24 protein-coding genes are annotated in these 21,922 nt (G+C 50.3%); 12 read left to right on the top strand and 12 right to left on the bottom strand.

All coding sequences use genetic code 11. From position 1 onward, the window contains the following. Positions 1-1,284 (bottom strand): glycine betaine/L-proline ABC transporter substrate-binding protein ProX, encoded by a 1,284-nt coding sequence (proX, locus tag JYB63_RS18035; RefSeq protein ID WP_205659307.1) that lies wholly within the window; start codon positions 1,282-1,284, stop codon positions 1-3. A 299-nt stretch (positions 1,285-1,583) separates the two neighbouring features. On the opposite strand from proX, the gene JYB63_RS18040 reads away from it, so the two are divergent. Beyond that, on the top strand, positions 1,584-2,348 hold the full coding sequence (locus JYB63_RS18040) for a MipA/OmpV family protein (RefSeq protein WP_205659308.1): 765 nt from the start codon (positions 1,584-1,586) through the stop codon (positions 2,346-2,348). Between the two features lie 68 nt (positions 2,349-2,416). Here the strand turns inward: JYB63_RS18040 and JYB63_RS18045 are convergent, their stop codons facing one another. The 3 genes from JYB63_RS18045 to JYB63_RS18055 are packed head-to-tail and all read right to left on the bottom strand — an operon-like array spanning position 2,417 to position 4,599. Beyond that, positions 2,417-3,715: a sensor histidine kinase gene (locus tag JYB63_RS18045; protein ID WP_205659309.1), complete on the bottom strand. Its 1,299-nt coding sequence runs from the start codon at positions 3,713-3,715 to the stop codon at positions 2,417-2,419. Further along, positions 3,708-4,394, bottom strand: a complete 687-nt coding sequence (locus JYB63_RS18050) for a response regulator transcription factor (RefSeq protein WP_205659310.1) — start codon at positions 4,392-4,394, stop codon at positions 3,708-3,710. The genes JYB63_RS18045 and JYB63_RS18050 overlap by 8 nt, the downstream gene beginning before the upstream one ends. 4 nt (positions 4,395-4,398) lie before the next feature. Then, positions 4,399-4,599, bottom strand: a complete 201-nt coding sequence (locus tag JYB63_RS18055) for a hypothetical protein (RefSeq protein WP_205659311.1) — start codon at positions 4,597-4,599, stop codon at positions 4,399-4,401. A gap of 170 nt (positions 4,600-4,769) precedes the next feature. Between JYB63_RS18055 and JYB63_RS18060 the strand changes: the two genes are divergently transcribed. The 8 genes from JYB63_RS18060 to JYB63_RS18095 all read left to right on the top strand — a co-directional run bounded on the left by JYB63_RS18060 (position 4,770) and on the right by JYB63_RS18095 (position 13,908). Continuing rightward, positions 4,770-5,486: a GntR family transcriptional regulator gene (locus JYB63_RS18060; RefSeq protein ID WP_205659312.1), complete on the top strand. Its 717-nt coding sequence runs from the start codon at positions 4,770-4,772 to the stop codon at positions 5,484-5,486. Positions 5,487-5,884: 398 nt separating this feature from the next. After that, positions 5,885-6,328: a universal stress protein gene (locus tag JYB63_RS18065; protein ID WP_272873598.1), complete on the top strand. Its 444-nt coding sequence runs from the start codon at positions 5,885-5,887 to the stop codon at positions 6,326-6,328. Positions 6,329-6,524: 196 nt separating this feature from the next. Continuing rightward, a complete protein-coding gene (locus JYB63_RS18070; RefSeq protein ID WP_205659314.1) occupies positions 6,525-8,072 on the top strand; it encodes a tripartite tricarboxylate transporter permease in 1,548 nt (515 codons plus the stop codon). Between the two features lie 2 nt (positions 8,073-8,074). After that, on the top strand, positions 8,075-8,572 hold the full coding sequence (locus JYB63_RS18075; RefSeq protein ID WP_205659315.1) for a tripartite tricarboxylate transporter TctB family protein: 498 nt from the start codon (positions 8,075-8,077) through the stop codon (positions 8,570-8,572). Between the two features lie 68 nt (positions 8,573-8,640). Next, complete coding sequence (locus JYB63_RS18080; RefSeq protein ID WP_205659316.1) at positions 8,641-9,627, top strand: tripartite tricarboxylate transporter substrate binding protein; 987 nt, start codon at positions 8,641-8,643, stop codon at positions 9,625-9,627. A gap of 136 nt (positions 9,628-9,763) precedes the next feature. Then, a complete protein-coding gene (gene sauS / locus JYB63_RS18085) occupies positions 9,764-11,167 on the top strand; it encodes an acylating sulfoacetaldehyde dehydrogenase (protein ID WP_205659317.1) in 1,404 nt (467 codons plus the stop codon). Further along, entirely contained in the window at positions 11,164-12,729 is a 1,566-nt protein-coding gene (locus JYB63_RS18090; RefSeq protein WP_205659318.1) for an AMP-binding protein, read from the top strand. The genes sauS and JYB63_RS18090 overlap by 4 nt, the downstream gene beginning before the upstream one ends. 246 nt (positions 12,730-12,975) lie before the next feature. Beyond that, entirely contained in the window at positions 12,976-13,908 is a 933-nt protein-coding gene (locus JYB63_RS18095; RefSeq protein WP_205659319.1) for an ion channel, read from the top strand. Position 13,909: 1 nt separating this feature from the next. Here JYB63_RS18095 and JYB63_RS18100 read toward each other — a convergent pair whose 3' ends face one another. Further along, positions 13,910-14,788, bottom strand: coding sequence for a LysR family transcriptional regulator ArgP (locus JYB63_RS18100; protein ID WP_205659320.1), 879 nt, complete (start codon positions 14,786-14,788; stop codon positions 13,910-13,912). A 131-nt stretch (positions 14,789-14,919) separates the two neighbouring features. Between JYB63_RS18100 and JYB63_RS18105 the strand changes: the two genes are divergently transcribed. Then, positions 14,920-15,534, top strand: a complete 615-nt coding sequence (locus tag JYB63_RS18105) for a LysE/ArgO family amino acid transporter (RefSeq protein ID WP_205659321.1) — start codon at positions 14,920-14,922, stop codon at positions 15,532-15,534. A 178-nt stretch (positions 15,535-15,712) separates the two neighbouring features. Here JYB63_RS18105 and JYB63_RS18110 read toward each other — a convergent pair whose 3' ends face one another. From JYB63_RS18110 to JYB63_RS18120, 3 genes are all read right to left on the bottom strand, one after another. Beyond that, positions 15,713-16,543 carry a hypothetical protein gene (locus JYB63_RS18110; RefSeq protein WP_205659322.1) on the bottom strand — a complete coding sequence of 277 codons (831 nt, stop codon included), beginning with the start codon at positions 16,541-16,543 and terminating at the stop codon, positions 15,713-15,715. After that, entirely contained in the window at positions 16,544-17,371 is an 828-nt protein-coding gene (locus JYB63_RS18115; RefSeq protein WP_205659323.1) for an ion channel, read from the bottom strand. Positions 17,372-17,716: 345 nt separating this feature from the next. Next, positions 17,717-18,556, bottom strand: coding sequence for a LysR family transcriptional regulator (locus JYB63_RS18120; protein WP_205659324.1), 840 nt, complete (start codon positions 18,554-18,556; stop codon positions 17,717-17,719). Between the two features lie 120 nt (positions 18,557-18,676). Between JYB63_RS18120 and JYB63_RS18125 the strand changes: the two genes are divergently transcribed. Further along, positions 18,677-19,282 carry an HD domain-containing protein gene (locus tag JYB63_RS18125; RefSeq protein WP_243432058.1) on the top strand — a complete coding sequence of 202 codons (606 nt, stop codon included), beginning with the start codon at positions 18,677-18,679 and terminating at the stop codon, positions 19,280-19,282. A 6-nt stretch (positions 19,283-19,288) separates the two neighbouring features. Here JYB63_RS18125 and greB read toward each other — a convergent pair whose 3' ends face one another. Beyond that, entirely contained in the window at positions 19,289-19,801 is a 513-nt protein-coding gene (gene greB / locus JYB63_RS18130; protein WP_205659325.1) for a transcription elongation factor GreB, read from the bottom strand. A gap of 148 nt (positions 19,802-19,949) precedes the next feature. Between greB and JYB63_RS18135 the strand changes: the two genes are divergently transcribed. After that, complete coding sequence (locus JYB63_RS18135) at positions 19,950-20,375, top strand: hypothetical protein (protein WP_205659326.1); 426 nt, start codon at positions 19,950-19,952, stop codon at positions 20,373-20,375. Between the two features lie 2 nt (positions 20,376-20,377). Here the strand turns inward: JYB63_RS18135 and JYB63_RS18140 are convergent, their stop codons facing one another. The 3 genes from JYB63_RS18140 to JYB63_RS18150 are packed head-to-tail and all read right to left on the bottom strand — an operon-like array spanning position 20,378 to position 21,919. After that, positions 20,378-20,764: a hypothetical protein gene (locus JYB63_RS18140; RefSeq protein WP_205659327.1), complete on the bottom strand. Its 387-nt coding sequence runs from the start codon at positions 20,762-20,764 to the stop codon at positions 20,378-20,380. Further along, positions 20,761-21,060, bottom strand: coding sequence for a hypothetical protein (locus tag JYB63_RS18145; RefSeq protein WP_205659328.1), 300 nt, complete (start codon positions 21,058-21,060; stop codon positions 20,761-20,763). Before JYB63_RS18145 ends, JYB63_RS18140 begins: the two co-directional genes overlap by 4 nt. Before the next feature lies 1 nt (position 21,061). Further along, positions 21,062-21,919, bottom strand: a complete 858-nt coding sequence (locus JYB63_RS18150; protein WP_205659329.1) for a putative RNA methyltransferase — start codon at positions 21,917-21,919, stop codon at positions 21,062-21,064. Positions 21,920-21,922 lie beyond the last annotated feature (3 nt).

Below are 21,922 nucleotides of genomic sequence, written 5' to 3' on the forward strand. Positions count from 1 at the left end.
TTACTGGCTTGCGACAGCTGCGGATGCTGCGCGGGTTTCAGCAGGAACCTCTGTAGGGCTGTTAGCCTGATTGTCGGTATTGGGTTTAGTTTCCGGCTCTTTGGCAGTCTCTGGCTCTTTGACAGTTTCCGGCTCTTTTGCGGCTTCCGGCTCTTTCTCTGTTTTTTGTTCAGTCTCTGCTTCAGCGTTAACCGCTGTAGTATTGTCTGCGGGGTCTTCGGGTCTGACCGGAGAAGGGACGCTTTCTCTTGCCTCTTCCAGCCAGCCGTCGAAGGTTTTACGGTTTTTCTTTATCCAGTTCGCCGCATGACGTTTTATCTCTTCCGGAGATTTTTCGCCGCGCATCATGCGAAGATTCTGGGCACTTTCATCCGCCACCGGAATTTGCAGCAGTGATAAGAAAGTGCGGGCGGCAGGATTGTCTGCCGCAAAGTCCTGATTCATAACAGCCCTGATCTGATCTTCTTCAAACCCCAGCTGAGCTGCCGTTTGGGGTTCTGTTAGTGCATTGTCGCCGGAGGTTTCTTCTGTGGGTAAACTGGCTGGCAGTACAACGCCTTCCAGTGTTTCAGCTGGCTCTACTGTTAACCAGATCACATCCTTACCCGGTACCAGTACACTGGAAATCCATTGTGGTAGCCAGGTGTAATACAACACGGGCTTACCGGATTTATAGCGCTTAATTGTCGTTTTCATAAGCGCAAAATAATCGCCCCGGTTGTGGCTGACAGTGTTGCTAAGGCCGTAAGTTTTCAGGTGGTCGTCGATAATATCCTTGCAGCCCCAGTCAGGGTTACAGCCGGTCAGGTCCGCTTTACCGTCTTTGTCGGTGTCGAACAGTGCAGCGACGGCCGGGTCAGCAAGATCATTGAGGCTTTTGATGCCGTGAGCTTCAGCGGTTTTTTTGTCGATCAGGTAACCCTGTTTCAGGCCGGGAATAATATTGCCGGTTTTCAGAATTGCTTTTACTCCGCCTGCTTTCTGATAGAACTCATCGTGCAGGACATCCCACATATGAACGCTGAAGTCAGCATCTCCGTAAGCCAGCGCCAATAGCATGGTGGCATAACCGGTTTGCTTTGCCGGGAGGACGTCATAACCGAGTTCCTGCAGGCCGGCGATGGCAATTTCACCGCGAAAATGTTCTTCAGGAAGAGAGGAAAACACAGGGGTAATGCTGACGCCGGAACCGGGCTGCAGAGGGGCATCGGTCGCCGCGTTGCCGAAGAGGCTGAAGCTGGCGAACAACAAGATGCTGATCAGCTGTTTAGGGATTTTTACCATGGCAACTTACCTCTGGCGCAGGTACTGCGGCTGACAATTCAGTTAAGTGCAGGGGAATGACAGAGAGAATCACCGGCAAAGATGTAACACCTTTGAAGATGCTCTGTTTGAAACATTACCTCCCTGTTTCTGTGGGTACGCTGCATATCAGAGGGGCTAGCCTAGCATATCCTGAACAGTATCTGGGATGAATTTTGCCTGAATGTTGGCATTTTGAGGGTTGTTTTTCACCTTAACTCTTACTTAACCCCATAGCGCGTATGCTGTCGGCTTTCATGGCTAAGTGCAGGAGAAAAAAGGTGAAAAAATATGCAAGACTGACCGGTCTGGGGGCGATAAGCCTGTCCGCCGGACTCTGGGCAACTGCCGGTATGACAGCAGAGAGTGAGCCGGAGCTGAATATCAGCCTTGGGCTTGGGACAGGTTACAGTGAATCAATCTATAAAGGGATTGATGACGACACTGCTGCACTGCCGCTGTTTGATATTGAATATGGCAATTTTTATATTTCTGGCCTGGAAGCGGGCTACACCTACTACGAAACTGAAACGTTGAGCCTGTATGCGGCGATTGCTGCAGATGATCTGGACGGCGAACGGACCGACAGCAGGCAATTGCGTGATCTGGGTGATGTGGACAGTGGTACAAACCTGGTACTGGGCGCGGAAATGATGACTGAAGTCGGTATGCTGAGCGCTTCCATTGCTCAGGATGTTGCTGATGAGCATAAAGGCACCCAGGTGAATCTTGAGTGGGGTGTCCCGGTTGAGTTTGGTGATCTGACGGTTCTGCCGGCGGTATCTGCCAGTTGGGTAAGTGACAAGTTAGTAAACCATTACTACGGTGTATCTGCCAGTGAGGCCCGTGTCGGCCGTGCAGCTTATGACGGTGACAGTGCCTGGATTTATGGTGTGGGTGTCGCGGCGGAATACGCGCTGAATCAGGAATGGACCATTATCGGCGCGGTTAATTATGAACATTACAGTGATGAGATTACTGATAGCTCGATCGTCAGTGAAGACTCAGCTGTTTCTGCGATGATGGGCGTCCGTTACCAGTTCTGATACACGTCTTCCCCTGACGTACCGGAAAAAGAAACGCTGCCTGTGCAGCGTTTTTTTATGTCCGGATTTCAGTGTGTAAAAATGTGCTCGGGCCACTTCAGTGTGGCGATGACGCCGTCTTCAATATATTCAAGCCGGAGTTCCCAGTGGAGTTTCTGGCAGATCTGTTCCACCAGATGAATCCCCAGACCGAAACTGTTATCACTGTCGGTCAGTGTGGCCCCTTCATCGTGGTTTTCAATGCGCAGATAATGTTCATTGATTTCAATCTTAATGCTGCCTTCCTGAGTGTGCTGGAAAGCATTGCGTAACAGGTTATTGAGCACAATCCGCAGCGGGGTTACCGGCAGAAATTTATGGCCTGTGAAGTTTTCCCGGAAACTGAGTTCTACGGGCTTGTTTTCCAGTAGGTAGCCCAGATCTTCCATCAATTCACTGACCAGCTGTGCCGGGACGATATTTTCCTGTTTAGGCGGTGTGTTGTTATCCCGGGATATCCATAACAGGGTCTCAGTCAGCTTTTGCATACTGGCATTGGCCCGGTTGATGCGTTCAAGGGGGCGTTGCAGCGGTGCGGAAGATTCCATGCGGGCCAGCAATTCCATATTGGCTTTAATAACCGCAATGGGGGTACGTAATTCATGGCTGGCATTACGTAAAAAACGGTGTTCTTTTTCCAGCAGATCAGCGATTCGGACAAATGCGGTCTGCAGTTGATTAGCAATCTGATTAAGGTCGTGGAAATAAAAATCAGGGACCGGCTGCTGGAGTTTTTCAAAGGATAATTCTTCAGCCCATTTTGCCAGTGCATCGCTGCGGCGTGTCAGGCGCCGGCCGTACAGCCAGACCACCAGAATCATCAGGAATACATAGACACCGCCCACATAGAGCCCCCGGTCAAACAGCCGGTCAAACTCATTACGTTGTTCCTGGGATATTTTGTCGGCATTGAAGTCTGCCACGGCGTAGAGGATTCGCTGATCATGTAAACGGTGAGGGTAGATGAGCAAATAGCGGGAGCCTTCCCAGTCGTCATCGCCGTTGGGTGACCAGTCCACGTCGAGGTACTCACCGTCCTGCAGGTCGGTAAAGGGGATAATTTCATGATACAGGGAGGGCGCCTGACGCCAGTCATCAATGTAAAAATTCAGCATACCTGTGTCCGGTAACGGGGTATCAGGATTACTGGCGTAACGTGTTTCGAACTCCTGAATTTCGACCTGTATACTCAGCTGTACCATTTCTTTCAGGCCACGGGTCAGACTCTTGTCTACCAGTACCGTATAGATCAGTGCGGTAATCAGGGTCAGACTGAGAATCAGCAGGCTGAACTGCCTGCGCATGGTACGTTTGCCACGTCTAAACATTGTTATCCCGTAATACGAATCCCTGCTGTGACAGGGTCTGGATCATTGCTTCTGCAAAGGGTTTATCCACCTGTTGGCGAAGGTTGTACATATGTACTTTCAGGCTGTTGGTATCCGGTGGGCTGTCCTGCCAGAGGCTGTATTCAAGGTCTTTTCGGCTGACGGGATTCGGGCTGGCGCGCATCAGGGTTTCCAGCAGGGTCCAGCAGCTGGGGGTCAGTTTCAGGGTGACACCGTCGCGGCTGGCATGACGGCTGTCCAGATTCAGAACCAGGCCGCCGACCTGCAGTTTACGTACCTGGCCGCTGCGCCGGACCGCCAGTGCCCGGACCCGCATGGCCAGTTCCTCCATCGCGAAGGGCTTTACCAGGTAGTCATCGGTACCGGCCCGAAAGCCGGCAATTTTATCTTCCAGTGTATCCCGGGCGGTGAGCATCAGAACCGGGGTGTCGGTACCCTGCTGACGCAGTTTCTCACACAGAGTAATGCCATCCATGCGGGGCAGCATCAGATCCAGTACCAGCACCTGATAGCTGTTTTCTGTCGCCAGTTTCAGACCGGCCTGACCATTATATGCATGGTCGCAGGTGATGCCTTCCAGTGCCAGAAAGTCGGCCGTAGAGCTGGCCAGATCGATATCATCCTCGACCAGCAGAATCTCGATATTGGGTTGCGTCATGAAATCAGTTCCTGAGGCTGGACAGTGGTTGCGCAGCGATACGGTACCGGGAGTGCTTTTGGGCTGCCTGTTTAAGATCTTCGCTGATCATTGTCATTGCCGGTATTAAAATCAGGGTAATGAAGGTTGAGAACAGAATACCATAGCCCGTGATAATTGCCGCGGGAATGGGGAACTGTGCTTGTTCAGATGTTGGAAAATCCATGAGTTTTTCTCGGTATCCGGAGGTTGAGGAAAGCGTATAAACACGGCGGTAAATGAGGGGTTAAAGATCCTGAATACGGTTCGGCAGCTGGCTGTAAATTGCGGCATTAAGGGGAATCGCGTATATTTCAGCTGATCTGTCTTATTAATTTATCAAGGGTTTTTGCCCCTATGAGTGCCCAGCACATCCCTCTGTATAAGCGTGTTGAACAGCATATTCTCAATGACATCGATGGCGGTCGCCTGGTCCCGGGGGATCTTATTCCTTCTGAACCTCAATTGGCTGCTCAACTGGATGTCAGCCAGGGAACGGTGAAAAAAGCCATTGATAATCTGGTCAATGAAAAACGGTTGTTCCGGCATCAGGGGAAGGGTACTTACGTATCAACGATTGATTTTAATAACAGCCTGTTCAGGTTCTTTTCCTATGGCGACGGTACCGGAAAAGGAGTCCGGATTCATAAGGAAGCCGGGGAACGGGCATTGCGTGCTGCCCCGAAACATATTTGCCAGCAGCTAGGTTATCCGGCGGAGAGCGAATTACTGTATATCCAGCGTCAGGGCTATATTCAGGAATTACCGATTCTGGTGGAACATTGCTGGTGGTGTCCGGATGTACTGCCCGGGCTGGAAAAAGGCGATGTACATATACCGGACCTGATGTATGCCATGGTGGTGGAAAAGTATAAAGTGCCTGTGGTGCGGGCAGAGGAAACCCTGACCGCTGATATTGCCGATAAGCAGACCGCTCAGATTCTGGGGATTCCTGAAAAGTCTCCGGTAGTGGTGTTGGTGCGTCATACCTACAGCCGTAATAATAAGATGATTGAGTACCGTAAAACGGTCGGCCGGGCGGATAAATTCAGTTATAAAGCTGAGATTCGCTAAGTTTTTTCGTCTTTTTAACCCTCTTTTTTCTTTCTGATATCTGCAGGTATCGCCTGAAAGTTTTACTTGCAGATATTTCATCTCCCGCTTTTTTCTTTGTTTTCTGAATGTCATTGCCGACAGAGCCAGGCCAGGCTAAGTGACATGTTTTATATGCACTTTTTCGTTTCCGTTTCGTTTACTTCTTACTGCTGTTAAGCGGTAAGGAAGACATTACACAGCCAGACTGATTTTTCCGCAAGGCTATATTTAGGCTTGACTTACAGAGCTGACCGGTTACGATCATATAAGTCATATATATGAGTTATATGAAGTGTATCGGTGAAAAATGTATACCGATGTGTATTTCAGCCCTGAGGTGACGTTCCCTCAGGCAGATCATTACCGGAGACATTCGCATGTATAAAAAAATATGCGTCGCAGTAGACGGATCGGAAATGTCACTTCAGGCGGTGACGGCGGCGTCTGAAATTGCCACGGCTTTCAGCGCAGATCTGTTGTTGCTGCATGTGATCCGGCCAATGAAAATACCCACCGAACTGGAGCGTTACATAAAAAGTGACGATCTGGCCAAGCTGCGTTCTTCTGCGCTGGAAGAGGTGGGTAAGGAAATTATGACCAACGCCCTGGAGGTGGCTCGTCAGCAGGGAACTGGAAATGTAACCGCTAAAGTCGCCAAAGGTGATCCGGCCGGTACTATCATCAAACAGGCAACAAAGTTTGAAGCAGATCTGATTGTGGTCGGTACCCGGGGACTGGGTAAGGTGGAAGGCGCACTGATCGGCAGTATTTCCAGGAAAATCGCTGATATTTCATCGATCAGCATGCTGATTGTTAAATAACCGGGCGTGGCCCACAGAATGTGCATAAATATTGCTGTAACTGACTGTAAAAAAAGATAAAAACCAAATGTCTGTTGGGGTTTTACACGCTGGGTAAACAGCATGAAAATCCCGATTAGCCCGAGATAAAATAACAACGACACCGTGGTGGAAGCAGAACCCAGTTCTGTTATGACTAAGCGGTGCAAGGGTGATAATGATGCTAGAGTTTTTGCAATACCTTCCGGACGTATTCACGCCCTGGAATTTCCTCGTGCTGGTGCTTGGCACAGTGGGTGGCCTTATACTCGGTGCGACTCCGGGTCTCAGCCCTACCATGGCGGTAGCGCTGCTTATTCCCTTTACTTTTCATATGGAGCCGGCCACCGGTTTGATTCTGCTGGGGGCAGCTTATACCGCGACGGTAGCAGGGGGCGCAGTCAGTGCAATTCTGCTGAGTATTCCCGGTGCGCCGGCCAATATCGCCACCACACTGGACGGTAACCCTCTGGCGAAACAGGGTAAGGCAACCGCCGCCCTGCATTACTGTTTTTTAGCCTCATTCGTGGGCGGTGTGCTGGGTGTGCTGGTGCTGATTTTCTTCACGCCGACGCTGTCCCAGTGGGCACTGGGATTCGGTCCTTCACATCTGTTCTGGGTGGCTATTCTTGGGGTAACCGTAATCGGTTCACTGGGCTCGGGCTCCGTGATTAAAGGCTTGTTCGCCGGGTTTGTGGGGCTGTGGATATCCACCATTGGCTATGATCCGGTACTGGGGGTGGAGCGTTTTAACTACAGTGAGCATCTGGGCGGCGGTATTAATATCATCGCGGCGCTGGTGGGGCTGTTTGCAATCCCGCAGGTACTTTCAATGCTGACACCGCAGGATCTGCCGGGCGGTGTCACCAAGTTTGCTATGGAAGCCCAGAGTATCGCGATGTCGATCCGCGATACGCTGGTGCGCTGGAAGGCTCTGCTGGTAGGCAGTGTTATAGGTGTGGTTGTGGGTCTGATTCCCGGTGCCGGTGGTCAGATTGCCGGTCTGGTGTCCTATGACCAGACCAAGAAAATGAGCCGCGACAAGGCAAAATTCGGTAAGGGTGAACCTGCCGGTGTGATCGCGGCTGAATCGGCGAATAATGCGATGGTGGGTCCTTCACTGGTGCCGCTACTGACCCTGAGTGTCCCGGGGTCACCGACGGCGGCTGTCTTGCTGGGTGGGCTGTTAATTCATGGCCTGTTCCCGGGGCCGGCACTGTTTTCCGAGCATGGCCCGGTGGTCTGGACCTTTATCAATTCCCTGCTGGTCGGTCAGCTGCTGATGTGTGTTTTCGGCATCATGATCAGCCGTTACAGCCGGTTTGTGATGGATATCCCCGAATACTATATGGCGGCAGCGATCACTGTGCTGGCGGTGTTCGGTACCTTCAGTGTGCAAAACAGTTTCTCAGATGTATTCGTCATGATGGGACTGGGGATCACCATGTATTTTGCCTCCAAGGTCGGTTTCAGTCCTTCACCGGTGGTACTGGGTATTATTCTCGGGCCGATTGCTGAGACTAACTTCCTGCAGGGGCAAATCATTGCACAGGTGGGGGACGGTATGGTGCCGTATTTCTTCGGAGGTGCGCTGAATATCACTCTGGTCACCATTGTAGTCCTGTCGGTTGTTTACAGTGTCTTCAGTGAAATGAAAGCCAAACGGCAGCAGCGTGCGGCACAGCAGGCTGATGACGACGGCTATGTTGTCGAGAAGGAGGCCTGATCATGTTAGCGAAACGTTTAACGGCACTTGGCGGGCTGGCGCTGGCGGTACTTTTACTGAGCCTGGGCACCAACGTTGAATACGGTGAGGAAGCGTATTTCTTTCCGAATTTACTGACCTATTTTCTGTTCGGCTTTGCACTGATTCTGCTTATCACTGACGGTGAGTTACTGAGCTGGCTGAAGGAAATTGCTGATTTCCTATGGCGCTGGATGTTCGGCATTGTCGGGCAGGGTAATCCGGCCCGCTGGCCGGATGCCGTACGGCTGATTCCGATGTTTATCATCATTCTGCTGTATCTGTACTTTGCTGACATTGTCGGTATGTACACCACGTCTTTTCTGGCTTTTGTTCTGATCACGGTGATTTATACACCCCTGCGTCCAAGGAGCCGCTCAGTACTGAAGAACACGGTGATAGGTGTGCTGTTTACCGGTGTGATTTATCTGATTTTCTCGGTGCTTCTGCAGTTGCAGACACCTTCCGCCTGGCTGATTTAGCCGGGCATTGCATGACCTGAAATGCTCGATACAACAATAAATACAGTCCCTGGGACGAGGAGTTATCCATGCTGAAAAAGATCACTAAAACCCTGCAAACCTCTGCGCTGGCACTTGCCGTTGCAAGTGCGGCAGTACTGCCACAGCTGGCACAGGCGGATGCCTATCCGGAACGGCCGGTGAGTATGGTGGTTTCATATTCACCGGGTGGGGCAACGGATTTTCAGGCACGTATTGTGACTATGCTGGCGGGGAATGAAGATTATCTGGGGCAGCCCATGGTTATCCTGAATAAACCCGGCGCCGGCGGTAAAGTTGGCTGGGACTTCTTTGCCTCTAAAGCGAAAAAGAATGGTTATGAGCTGGCGGCTTATAACGTACCGCACTTCATTGCCCAGTCGATCGTTTTTAAAACCAAATACAACATCGATAATCTGGAGCCAATTGCTAACTGGGGGGCTGACCCGGCAGTACTGATTGTCGGTAAAGACAGCCCATTTAATACCCTTGAAGACCTGATGAACTATGCGAAGGAAAATCCGGGCAAGGTAACGTTCTCCGGTGCCGGTTTATATGTGGGTCATCATATTGCGTATCTGCAGTTTGCCAAGGCCTCCGGCCTGAAACTTACCTACGTGCCACATAAAGGGGGCACCCCGGCAATGAAGAGCGTTATGGGTGGCCAGGTGAAGGCCGGCTTTAATAACCTGTCGGATGCTTTCCGTAACCGTGACAGTGTGAAGATTCTGGCGGTAGCGGATCTGGAACGGAATAAGGAGTTCCTGCCGGACGTACCGACGTTTATGGAACAGGGGGTCGATGTGGATGATTCCAGTGTGAACTTCCGCGGCATCATGGCCCGTAAAGGTACTCCTGACGAAGTAGTGGATTATCTGGCACAGCGTGTACCGATGATGTTTGAAGATAAGAAAACCCTGAAGAAAATGGATTCTGCCGGCTCTCCGGTGCGGATCATTCCCCGTGAAGAGGTCATCACCATGTGGAAAGAGCGTGAGGCCTATCTGAAAGAACTGTTAGCCGATCTGAAAAAGTAACGGTTGTCTGAAGCAGCACTGATGCCTGGTTAGATCAGCATCAGTGAAGGGCAGCATACAGCTGTATGCTGCCTGATCTACACATATAGCTGAGTTATGAGAGTTATATCAATATCCGGATCAGTGGAGATTTGTTATGTCATTATCACCGGAACAAGCGGTCGCGGAACTGGTTACCAAAGCGCGGATGGCGCAGGCGATCTTCGACGGCTATAACCAGGCACAGGTAGATGAAGTGGTCACCGCTGCCGCCTGGGCGCTGATTAATCCTGAAAATAATGCCCGGCTGGCGGAGCTGGCAGTGGAAGAGACCGGTCTGGGTAACGTTAAAGATAAAATCACCAAGAATCACCGTAAGACTTTAGGGCTTTTGCGGGATTTAAAACAGGCAAAGACAGTCGGGATTATCAGTGAAGACCCGGCAAACGGTATGGTGGAAATTGGCCGGCCGGTGGGCGTTGTGGGGGTGATCGTACCTTCGACCAACCCGATTGCGACGCCGATGAATAACCTGCTGAATGCCCTGAAGTGCCGCAATGCCATTATTCTGGCGCCGTCACCGAAAGGCCAGCCTTCCTGTACCCGGTTACTTGAACTGGTACATCAGGAGCTGGATCGGGTTGGAGCTCCCCGTGATCTGGTGCAGCAGTTACCGGCACCGGTCAGTAAGGTGCTCAGCCAGGAAATGTTGCGTCAGGTGGATCATATTGTTGCCACCGGTTCGCAGAACAATGTCCGTGCAGCGTATACCAGCGGTACCCCTGCTTTTGGTGTCGGGGCCGGTAATGTCACGGTGATTGTGGATGAAACGGCGGATCTTGCCGATGCCGCTGCCAAGATTAAAGCCTCCAAAACCTTTGATAACGCCACCAGTTGTTCTTCTGAAAACTCAGTCATCATTGTGGATGCCGTATATGACGCCATGCTGGCTGAACTGGCACGGGTGAACGGCGCATTGCTGAACAGTGACGAGAAGCAGCAGCTGCAGGCTGCCATGTGGCATGACGGCCACCTGAACCGTCACGTGCTGGCAAAGCCTGTTGCGGATGTATGTGCCGTGGCAGGGCTGAGCAGGGAAGGGCTGAAAGACAGCGACTTCCTGATGGTGACCGAAACCGGTACCGGACCGGAAGCGCCCTTTAGCGGTGAAAAAATGTCTTTGGTATTGACCGTTTACCGGGCCAGTGATTATGCCGCGGCCAAAGAAAAGGCCAGCGAAATTCTGGATTACATGGGTAAAGGGCACTCGCTGGGGATTCATACCACAGATACCGACCGCCCGGTGGAGCTTGGCGAAACCATGCCGGTATGCCGGGTCATTGTTAACCAGGCGCACTGTTTTGCCACGGGGGGCAGTTTTGATAATGCGCTGCCGTTTTCGCTGTCGATGGGCTGCGGTTCATGGGGCGGGAATATCACCGATCAGAACGTGCATTACCGCCAGTACATGAATATTACCCGGGTGGTGCGGACGATCCCGCCCAGAGAGGTGTCAGTGGATGACATTTTCGGTGACTACAAAAGGAAGTATCTGTCATGAATAGCACACTATATACGCCACCGGCGCAGAGCATCCGTGCGGTTATTGAGCACTTCGCTGCCAGTCAGCCAGCGCAGGTTTTTGTCCGCTTCCCGGAAACCGGAGAGCAGTTAACCTACGCGCAACTGCTTGAAGAAGTACGTCTTTATGTCGGTTATTTTGCAGCACTGGATGTAAAGCGGGGGGATACGGTTTCCTTCATGATGGGCAACGGTAAAACAACCCTGCTGCTGTTTCTGGCCAGCCTCTATGCCGGCTGTGTGTCCTCGCCGCTGAACCCGGCTGCCGGGCCGGATCAGATTGAATATGTACTGGATCATTCGGATACCCCCATTGTATTTACGTCCGAAGCGTTCAGTGAGCAGGTAAAGGCTGCTGCAGGTCAGCTGGAACGCTCTGTCGAAATTATTCTGTGTGATGTGGATAAAGGGCCGGTATGGCCTGCCGGCACGGTGCCTGCACAAACACCAACGCTTACGGTGGAGGCCGGTGATGATGGTCTGCTGATGTATACCTCCGGAACAACTGGCCGGCCTAAAGGGGTGATCCTGACCCATAAGAACCTGCTTGCAGGGGGAATGAACACTGCGGTTGCCCATGAGCTGAGTGCTGCTGACCGGGCTCTCTGTGTATTGCCGCTGTGTCATATCAATGCTCAGTGTGTGACGGTGATGGCACCGCTGGCCAGTGGTGGCAGCCTGGTTATGCCACACAGTTTCAGTGTGTCTTCGTTCTGGGGATGGGTCACTGATCATGGGGTAAGCTGGTTTTCGGTGGTGCCGACCATCATTTCCTACCTGATGCACCATGAAGGGCCACTTAGCGGTGATGCCTTGAAAGATGCACTTAAAGATGTCCGCTTTGGTCGTTCAGCATCCGCTGCGCTGCCACCGGCATTGCATGCCGGTTTTGAAGAAAAGTTTGGCATTCCTATTGTGGAAACCATGGGGCTGACGGAAACCTCGGCACAAATCTTATCTAATCCCATGCCGCCTAAAACGAATAAATACGGGTCACCCGGGATTGCTTTTGGTACTGAGATCAAGGTGATTGATGATCAGGGCAGGGAGCAACCTGCCGGTGAGGAAGGTGAGCTGATGGTAAAGGGGGATTGTGTGATGCGCTGTTACTACAAGAACCCTGAGGCCAGCGCCGAAGCGCTGGAAAGTGATGGCTGGTTACATACCGGTGATCTGGCCCGGTTGGATGAGGATGGGTTTGTCTTCATTACAGGCCGGCTTAAAGAGCTGATCATCAAAGGTGGGGAAAATATCGCGCCCCGGGAAATCGATGATGTGCTGTATTCACACCCGAAGGTGATCGAAGCCGGTGCCGTTGGCGTGGATGACGAGCACTACGGGCAGGAAGTGGTCGCCTGTGTGGTAACCCGTGAAGCCGCCAGTGTGTCGGCGGATGAGTTGATTGATTTTTGCCGGGATAAACTTGGCAAGATCAAAACTCCGAAACAGATCTTCTTCTTTGATGATCTGCCCAAAGGACCATCGGGTAAGGTACAACGCCTGAAACTGGTGGACCAGCTTAAAGCTCGGCAGTCGATCTGACTGATCAGCCTGAATACGTTTGTCCTGATAGAGCCGGAGCGCCGGCTTGTCCCCTTGCAGGGTAGCGAGCCCTACCCTGCATTTTTCTTCCTACCTCTCATTTCGGGCATTACCCAGGCCAGATAGCAACTAGTATTAACCGGTATAACGTATTGGTGTGGCTGAGTTTTTTGATTGCCATTTAAATACCGATAACAGTTAGTGTCCCGGATAACCGGGCGGTTGTACTGGCCAGAGGTGTTGTTTATGACAGTTAGTGAAGTTGCAGAGCGGATAGAGGAAACGGATGAAGCCTGGATCAGCGGGGAAAACCGGGACTGTGAGAATCTGACAGAAAAGCTGGAAAAGCGGGCCCGTTCAGGGCGGCCTATGCAAGGCTTCAAGCTTAACGGTTGTGAGTTGTCGAATATCAGCTTGGTGAATCATCATGCTAAGCAGGGGTTCCGTTTACATAATGCAGATCTCTACCGGGCAAATCTCAGAGGCGCGCACTGTTTCATGCTCGATCTTTCCGGCAGTTCGCTGATGAAAGCGGATCTTACCGGGGCGAATCTTCACTGTGCCAACCTCACGGGCTGTAATCTGTTAGGTACCCGCTTTAACCATGCCAAGCTGGAACATGTGATCTGGGGAGATAAAGTGCTGCAGGAACAGCAGGCAGAGGTTGCGGCCACTGAAGAGGAACGTCAGGATCTTTATCAGCAGGCAGAAGAGATTTACCGGCATTTGCGTAAAGTGTTTGAGACAGAAGGTCTGTTCCAGAAGGCCGGTTATTTCTTTGAACGGGAAATGGTGGTGCGGCGCAAGCAGATGCCAAAGTGGTCGGCACCACGGTTATTTTCCAAGCTGGTGGATCTGTTTTGTGGCTATGGCGAACAGCCGCTGCGGGTTATCGTCTTCAGTAATATCATCATTCTGTTATTCGCCATGCTGTACTTCGTTTCGGGTGTCAGTTTTGCCGGTGAACAGCTGGCTTACCGGAGCGGCTCCGGGCTGGAGCAGAATGCAACGGCGTTTCTGGACAGCCTGTATTTCAGTGTGGTGACCTTTACTACGCTGGGGTATGGCGATATCACGCCACTGGGGCTGTCGAGGCTGTTTGCTGCCTGCGAGGCTCTGATGGGCAGTTTTACCCTGGCGTTGTTCGTGGTGGTGTTCGTTAAGAAAATGACCCGCTGAATCAGCCGCGGGTGTACGCCAGTATATGTGTTCTGAGTGCATCGGTAAGACCGCTACTGACCCGCCACTGATGCCAGTAAAGCGGGACTGTTACTGTTTTACCGGGTGTCAGCTCGGTAAGCTCTCCGTTAAGCAGTAATTGCTCAACCTGAGCCTTGGGCGCCATGCCCCAGCCCATGCCCAGACGTATCCATTCCAGAAAACCTTCAGAGGATGGCACCTGATGCCGGGGTAGCTGGTCAGCATCCAGCTGAAAGTAGGTTTTCAGGTACTGGTGCTGCAGGGCATCTTTAGGGTTAAAACACACCACCGGAGCTTTCTTAAACTGTTCGGCGCAGATATCGCCTGAAAAATACAGCCGGTGAAATTCAGGGCTGGCGACACAATGGTATTCAATACTGCCCATCGGAGTGCTGATGCAGCCGTGGGCCGGTTTATCCAGTGAACTGATACAGCCCATCACTTCGCCACTGTGGAGTAAGTGGTGGGTCTGATCCTGATCATCCACATGCAGCTGTAATAACACTTTGTGTTGCTGGCACCAGGGAGCCAGTGCCTGAGGCAGCCAGGTGGCCAGGGTATCGGCGTTGGTACCTATCGATAGCTGCACCCAGGATTGCTGGCGCTGGGGCTCCAGTTCATGCTGCAGAGCATGCTCCAGCTGTTGCAGGTTCTGAGCGTATTTAAGCAGGGCCTGTCCGGCCCGGGTAGGGGCGATTTCCGGGGTGCGGATCAGTAAGGTTTGCCCGAGCTGCTCTTCCAACAGTTTCAGCCGCTGGGATACCGCTGACTGTGTGATAAACAGCTGCTGCGCTGCTTTTTCAAAGTTACGCTGCTGAATAACCGCCATGAATGCACAGAGGCCTTTGTTATCAATCATGAGTAATTAATCCGGCTGTGAGCAAATCGGTAATTAGAATTATTAATTATTAAGTAAAATGTTTAATTTTACTAATTAAGGTGTTTTTCGCATAGTGGCGCTTCCGATCAGTGATGTAGTGGATGTGAGTGATGTTAGTACTGCCGTTTTTTAAAGGTATGGGGCTGGGGGCCAGCCTGATTATTGCGATTGGTTCGCAAAATGCGTTTGTGCTGAGCAGCGCACTACGCAGGCAGCATGCCATGACAGTTGCGTGGCTGTGTATTTGTATTGATGCGGTGCTGATCGTGTCAGGGGTGTTTGGTTTGGGGGCGTTGATCCGTCAGGCACCGGTTTTACTGGATGTGGCTACCTGGGGCGGTGCGCTGTTCCTGCTGGGGTACGGGGTCTTGGCGTTCCACCGGGCCTGGCGGCCGGAAGGTTTAAACGCCGGAAAGATTAAAACCCTGTCATTAAAGGGGGCAATTGTTACCACTGCAGCGCTAAGTTTGCTGAACCCCCATGTCTACCTGGATACGGTAGTTCTGTTAGGCAGTATTGGTGGCCAGTTGCCGGGTGAAGAGCCTGTATGGTTTGCGCTGGGTGCCTGTGTGGCATCGCTATTGTGGTTCCTGACGCTGGTGCTGGGCGGACGGTTGCTGGCACCCTGGTTTAAAAGTGCGGCCAGTTGGCAAAAACTGGACATACTGGTCGGCATGACCATGTGGATAATTGCGGCCATGTTAATTAAAAATGGACTTTCATAAATAATTAGGTGCTATAAAGTAGTTAGTTCTATTTTGTTTACTATTTATTCTGTTCCTCTGGGTAGTAATAGATTAAAAGTATCAAGGGAAAAAGTTAAGGTGAAAATAAGAGTGCTAAAAGGTACTTGATTTTATACACAGTGGGTTTAATCTTGGATAAGAATTTAACAAAATTTATTCAGATACCGAAGCGATCATTCTGATTATATCTGCCAGATTCAACAAGCCTTTTGGCTTCCGTTGGTAGAGCCCGACGATTGTAGTTGTGTTTCTTTAGTTGATTTATAAAATAAGGAGCATTAATTTCTTCATTTATTATTGCTCTTTCAATAAGCCTTTCATCCCAGTAGTCGTACTTCCAATTTTTCCACCATTTGGTTTTACCACCTTCAGAAATATTCGAGGTTGATCCTGTCAGTGTTTGCATCAAACCTGTTAAGGAATCACTATCAGGGCCAATAAAACCAAGGTTTTTAACGTTCTCGCTACGAAAAGCATATTTTCCTAAACGAATTTTTCGAAGTGTTGAGGCATCATTTGAGTTAAGCCCCTTGTAAAACATAGACTTTTCTAGACCAAAATTATAAATGCCATTTAAAGCATTATCACAGTATAAAATATTGCGAAACGCGACATATAACACATCCATTAACCATAAGATTCCATCAGGGGTACTTGGATACCACTCTATTGAATTAATAAAGTTGATTGAAGGTTGCCGCGAACTGAGGATTGATGATTTTTTAGGACGGAATTCTTTGATAAGAGAAAGGAGACGCTCATCTCCTTCTACTGTATGTGCTTCAGTATCTAGATGGACAATAAAAAGTGAACCTCTTGTTTTCATAAGTTTAATGTTAGCGTCAGAAAAAAAACTTATGTCCTTGTATCTTTTAAGTAAAGCAAGAGGAGGGGATTCTGCTTGGTAAATACAAACATAGTCCTCATCGCTATATGTATTTGTATCTCCCCGAGCTGCAGAACCGCATTTTAGAACAATATAGGTCATTTATCTCACCAGCCGTTTTACAATTACAGCAGTTACAATAGCTCCCCATGCAACTGACAGAAATAGGAATGCAATAGTTATAGACAGAGCGAAGGTTTCATGAATAGGTGTGATTTCCCCATAACCAACAGTCGTAAATGAAACAATAGAAAAATAAATCATTTCTATAAAGTCAAGATGTGTTCTGCTGTTACTTTGGGCTTGCCCGAGCATGAGTATGGCAAATGAAATAAGTAGTGCAAGAGTGACTATGAGCGAATTTAATATGCCATATCCATAACCAAGAATCCAATCGTATAAAAAACCACGTAAAAACTTTACTGTATTTCTATTTTTGCCATTTAAGTGTTCATAGCGCTTATAGAAAAGGAATTTTTTATCAGCCGCTCGGGCAAATTCTTCTTGATGTTGATCCATAGCATTACGGTACAAGTTTTGAAACCAGCTTGTATTTACATTGGGCCAGTATTTTCGCCACTTACTATTGAACCTAAATAAAGTGGGATCTATGTATGTGCGAGATAAAAAAGCTTTAAAGAAATTACAGTCAACGAAGGTGCAGCGGTGGAATTTACATTCGATGATTTTAGTGCCTACAAATTGACAATCTTCAAAACGACAATCTTCGAATGTCAAATCTTGGATATGTTCACGTGAAAACAAGCACTTTATGAAAGTGATTTTAGTTAGTTTAAGAGGCTTTTTGGTATGATCACCTTTTTTAAAATCAATACGTCTTAGAAGTGCACAGCTGTTGCTATTTAGCTGAGATACCGAAGTTATATCGGTTATTTCTTCTTCTATGCGTGGTAGGGATGGCGCTTTCATTCCTTATTCTGTTCCTGTGCAGTCCATACAACTTTATGAGTTCTCGATGCTCAAAGCTCAATTCATGATTATCATCAATACTATCGCATAGGGGGAATTCTCACCAGTTGGGAACTCTACCTAATATATAGTAGTTAGTTGTGTGTTTGGTTGATGTCAGAGGAAAGCAGATAAAAGTGCTGTTATTTGTTCATGATAAATACCCACAGCGGGACGATATCAGTCTGCAGAAATATCTGGCCAGTGTCTGTGATGTCAGCCAGGATCTGCCGACAGATAAAATATCAGTCTGAACTTATCTCTCTGAACTTATCCCCTGAATTCTGCGCTGATGTGTGAAGCAGTTCAGCGCTGAAAATATGCCTGAATCATCTCCTCAATCAGTCCTTTGTGGGGATTGTCTCTGTGATAGGTCAGATAACAGGGCAGTGCGATATCCGGTGCATCTTTTACCGGGTGTAACTGTTCGCTCTCAAGATACTGTTGCGCCAGACGCAACGGGTAATACGACATGCCGCCGTTGGCCATGATGTAGCGTAAGCCCATGGCGCTGTTACCGGAGAAAACATGCAGGCGCTGGCTGTCCGGCAGGACTGCGTTTACTTCCCGGTGATAGTCTTCTCCGAAGTCGAAGTCGATAAAGCGAGGCAGATCCGGGTCGTTAAAATGACAGGCGCGCCGGGCCAGCAGTACCAGTTTTTCCGGTTGCAAAGGAAAGCTGATCAGACTGTTGTCTTTGCCTGGTTGGTGGCTGATGGCAACATCCACCAGGCGATTCAGTACCGCCTGATTCATATCCCGGTGGTAATCAAAGTCCAGCGTCATGGGGAGTTTGCCGTGTTCTGTTTCGATCCAAATTACCCAGTCGATCAGGCGCTGTTCCCAGATGCTCAGCTGGGCTCCTAAGCGCAGGGCAATATGATCAGTAAAGCGCTCTTTCAGATCCCGGCTAACCTGCTGCCAGGTGGTTTGCATCTGTTCGGCATAAGGCAACAAGTATTTGCCTGCTTCACTGAGCTGGCTGCCTCCCGGGCCCCGTTCAAACAGGCTGACATCCAGCTGACTTTCAAGGCTGCGGATACGGGCTGAAACTGCTGCCTGGGTAATATGCAGCTGTTCCGCGGCGGCGTGAAATCCACCACAGTGGGCCACGGTCAGAAAGGTATTCAGGGCATCATTATGCATACAGACCTGCTGATTAAAATTAGTTATCAGATCGACAAAATCTATTCGTTTTATTTTTCACTGTAAAGGGCCTAGAGTTTACTGACAGAAAAATCACAATAAGCCCCGGGGTGAGGAACAATGGATAAGAGTTATAAAGCCACGTGGATTCGGATGGAAGACGCCAGTAAAGAAGAGTTTGCCGCCATCATGGATTTTGAGGATGAGTACAATGCCGGTCTGGTGGATCGTCTGGTTGCTCAGCTCAAAGAACTGGATGAACCCTGGACGGCTTACCCGGTTAACCGTCTGCAGCATTCACTGCAGTCGGCGACCCGCGCCTATGACGATAATGCCGATGAAGAACTGGTGGTGGCGGCACTGTTGCATGATATTGGCGATATCGTTGCACCTTATAACCATGGGGAAGTAGCGGCGGCGATTCTCAAGCCTTACGTCAGTGAGAAGGTGCACTGGATTATTCAGCATCACTGTGTGTTTCAGGGGTATTACTATAATCACCATCTGGGCGGTGACCGACATGCCCGGGAGAAGTATAAAGACAGCCCTTACTACGAAGACTGTAAGTACTTCTGCCATCACTATGATCAGAATGCCTTCGATCCGGATTATCCGACCAAACCACTGGAATTTTTTATTCCAATGCTCAAGCGTATGTTTGGACGCCATCCGGGCCATCTGGAGCTGGCCGAGAAGTCTGATGATAATGTAGATTCAGCGGCCTGAAGGGCTTTATTCCGGGTCTGGCAGGTATTCGATAGCAGTAATTTCGTACCAGACTTCGTTACCATCCGGGCGGCGAATAGCAAATTCGTCGCCAACCTTTTTCTTCAGTAACTGTTTAGCCATGGGGGCGTCCATACTTATGTAGTCAGGGCGTTCACCGATTTCATCCGGGCCGACAATCCGGTATCTGGCTTGTTTGTCTTCTTCATCGATAATCTCTACCCAGGCCCCAAAATATACTGTTTCACGGTCATCGGGAATGCGGTCTACCACGGTTAATACATCCAGCCGTTTTGACAGGTAACGCACCCGGCGATCAATTTCCCGCAGCTGTTTTTTACCGTAAATGTATTCGGCGTTTTCTGACCGGTCGCCCTGGGCGGCCGCTTCTTTAACGGACTGGGTGATTTCCGGGCGTTTAACTTTCCACAGATACTTCAGTTCGGCATTCATTGCTGCAGCACCGGCGGCAGTAATATAACGGGATTTTGGCGGTGCAGGTGGACGGTAACGGGACATGGAAAAGCTCAGACGGTAAAAGTTAACTTATTGATATTCGATGAAGAATTTTTACGGATAACAGGGGAAATCAGGCTAAAGAAAATTTCCCCGGCGCCGACTAATATTAAATTGAAAATGAAACATCAGGCAAGTAACAGACTTCAGCATGCAGATAGAACGCATAGAACAACAGATCGAGACGTATACCTCGACCCTGAGCCACGCGGTTCAGAATGGTCAGGGGGCGCAGTTCTCTATGCTGTTGAGTATGATTTCTGCCAGCGAAGATCAGGCGGCAAAGAAGGTAAGCAGCGGTGCTGTGTTTGAGCTGCCTGCAACTGATGAACTGAGCTATCCGGATCCGGATACTTTATATAATGAAGAAATTGTTGGCCGGCTGAATACCTCGGTAGGCAGCAATAACTTTGCCGATATGGCCTATGTATTGAGCCATGTTCATACCCAGACGATTATGCCGGAGAATCAGGCGCTGGCGGCTGATACCTATGCACGGATCGGGCTGACGTCTTCCCGTAACCTGATGATCAGCGAGATTGAAGAATCCCGCTCACAGTTCAGCGCAGTTGCCTGATTTCAGGTGCGCCACTGCATTTTAGTGGCTTCGCGGTCGGTTGTTACTTTCCACCATTCATCCGGGTCATCACCATCATTCCAGCCGCCGGCAATGCAGCGGATTTCAGTGTCCATTTGCTGGCTGGCAACGACCGCGCAGTCCAGATCTTTTTCCCAGGGAGTGCTGTCGGAATCGAACCAGACACTGGTCCAGGCTTTGCCTGAGACTTTTTCATGAATAAGTACCGGAATGCCGCAGCCGGTGCGGTACTGATGCACGGTGCCCTGTGAATGTTGCAGTTCAACGGCAGAGAAGACGCCGTTCAGCCACTGACAGATCTCTTCCAGGTTACGGCTTTTGACATAAATTTCGATATCCGGATGACGTGTCGTTGCTGTTTCGCTCATGATTTTTTCTTCTTGCTGCTGTGTGCAGTATCAGTGTTGATGACGCGGAAGATCCGCAAAAAACTCAGACAAATATAGCCGAAGGCGGCAATAATTACTCCCACAATTGCCAGGATAAGCCCCAGCAGGGCGATCAGTTCCTGAGTGACGGAGCTGAGCAGAAAATATTCCGCAAAGTTCATCAGCAGAAAGCCAATCAGGAAGGTGCCCGCACCGGTCATCAGAATCATAAGATTCTGTTTACCCTGGTCCGCTCTGTGGATCAGGGCAAGTTTGATGCGGGTTCTCAGGCGCATGTCAGCGGTTATCCGTACGCCGGAACAGGGCCAGCCGGACATCCAGTGTCAGCGTCAGGGATGGCAACTGGCTGAGAGTGTCACGCACGTCCTGCTTAATCCGCCAGCCGTGAGGGGTCATTGCCAGCAGTTGCTGAATCTCTGTCTGAGAGCCCAGTTCGAAGTCATAGGTGACCTGTTGCTCTGAAACAGCTGTGAAGGCATCTCCCAGCACCGCTGAAGGTGCAAAGCCTGACTCACGGACTTCTTTGTAGATGATTTCCCGCAGCTGACGCAGGTGCTGATCACCAGGGTAGGCGATAATCAGGTGGCCTTCCGGTTTAAGCACCCGGGCAAATTCTTCCGGCATCAGCCGGCTGAAAGCCACGGTTAGCAGATCCACGGAAGCGTCAGCCACTGGCATGTTTGCCCCGGAGGCGACCAGCCAGGTAACCACTTTACTGCGCCGGCAGGCGGCTTTGACTGCATGTTTGGATATGTCCAGACCGGCAAGCTGAAAAGGCTGATCAGCATCCTCGGAGCGTGTTTCGGTCAGATATTGGTGCAAACGGCTGGTGTAATAGCCTTCACCGCAACCCATATCCAATATGCGGGGCGTCTGGTTACCGGTCAGCGTTTCGCCCGCCAGCAGGTTAAGCCGGTCTGAAAGGGGCTGATAGTGGTCCAGTGCCAGAAAGCTGTTCCGGGCGGCAACCATCTCTGCGTTGTCGCCGGGATCTTTGGAACGTTTCTGGTGTGCCAGCAGCAGGTTCCAGTAGCCCTGCCGGGCAGCATCAAAGCTGTGTCCTGCCGGGCAGCGCAGGTTTTTATCAGTGGCTGTCAGGGGAGCCTGACAGCTTGGGCAGTTCAGAGAGAACAAGGA

It is taken from the genome of Aliamphritea spongicola (genome assembly GCF_017051665.1).
GTDB classification, from domain to species: Bacteria; Pseudomonadota; Gammaproteobacteria; order Pseudomonadales; family Balneatricaceae; genus Amphritea; species Amphritea spongicola.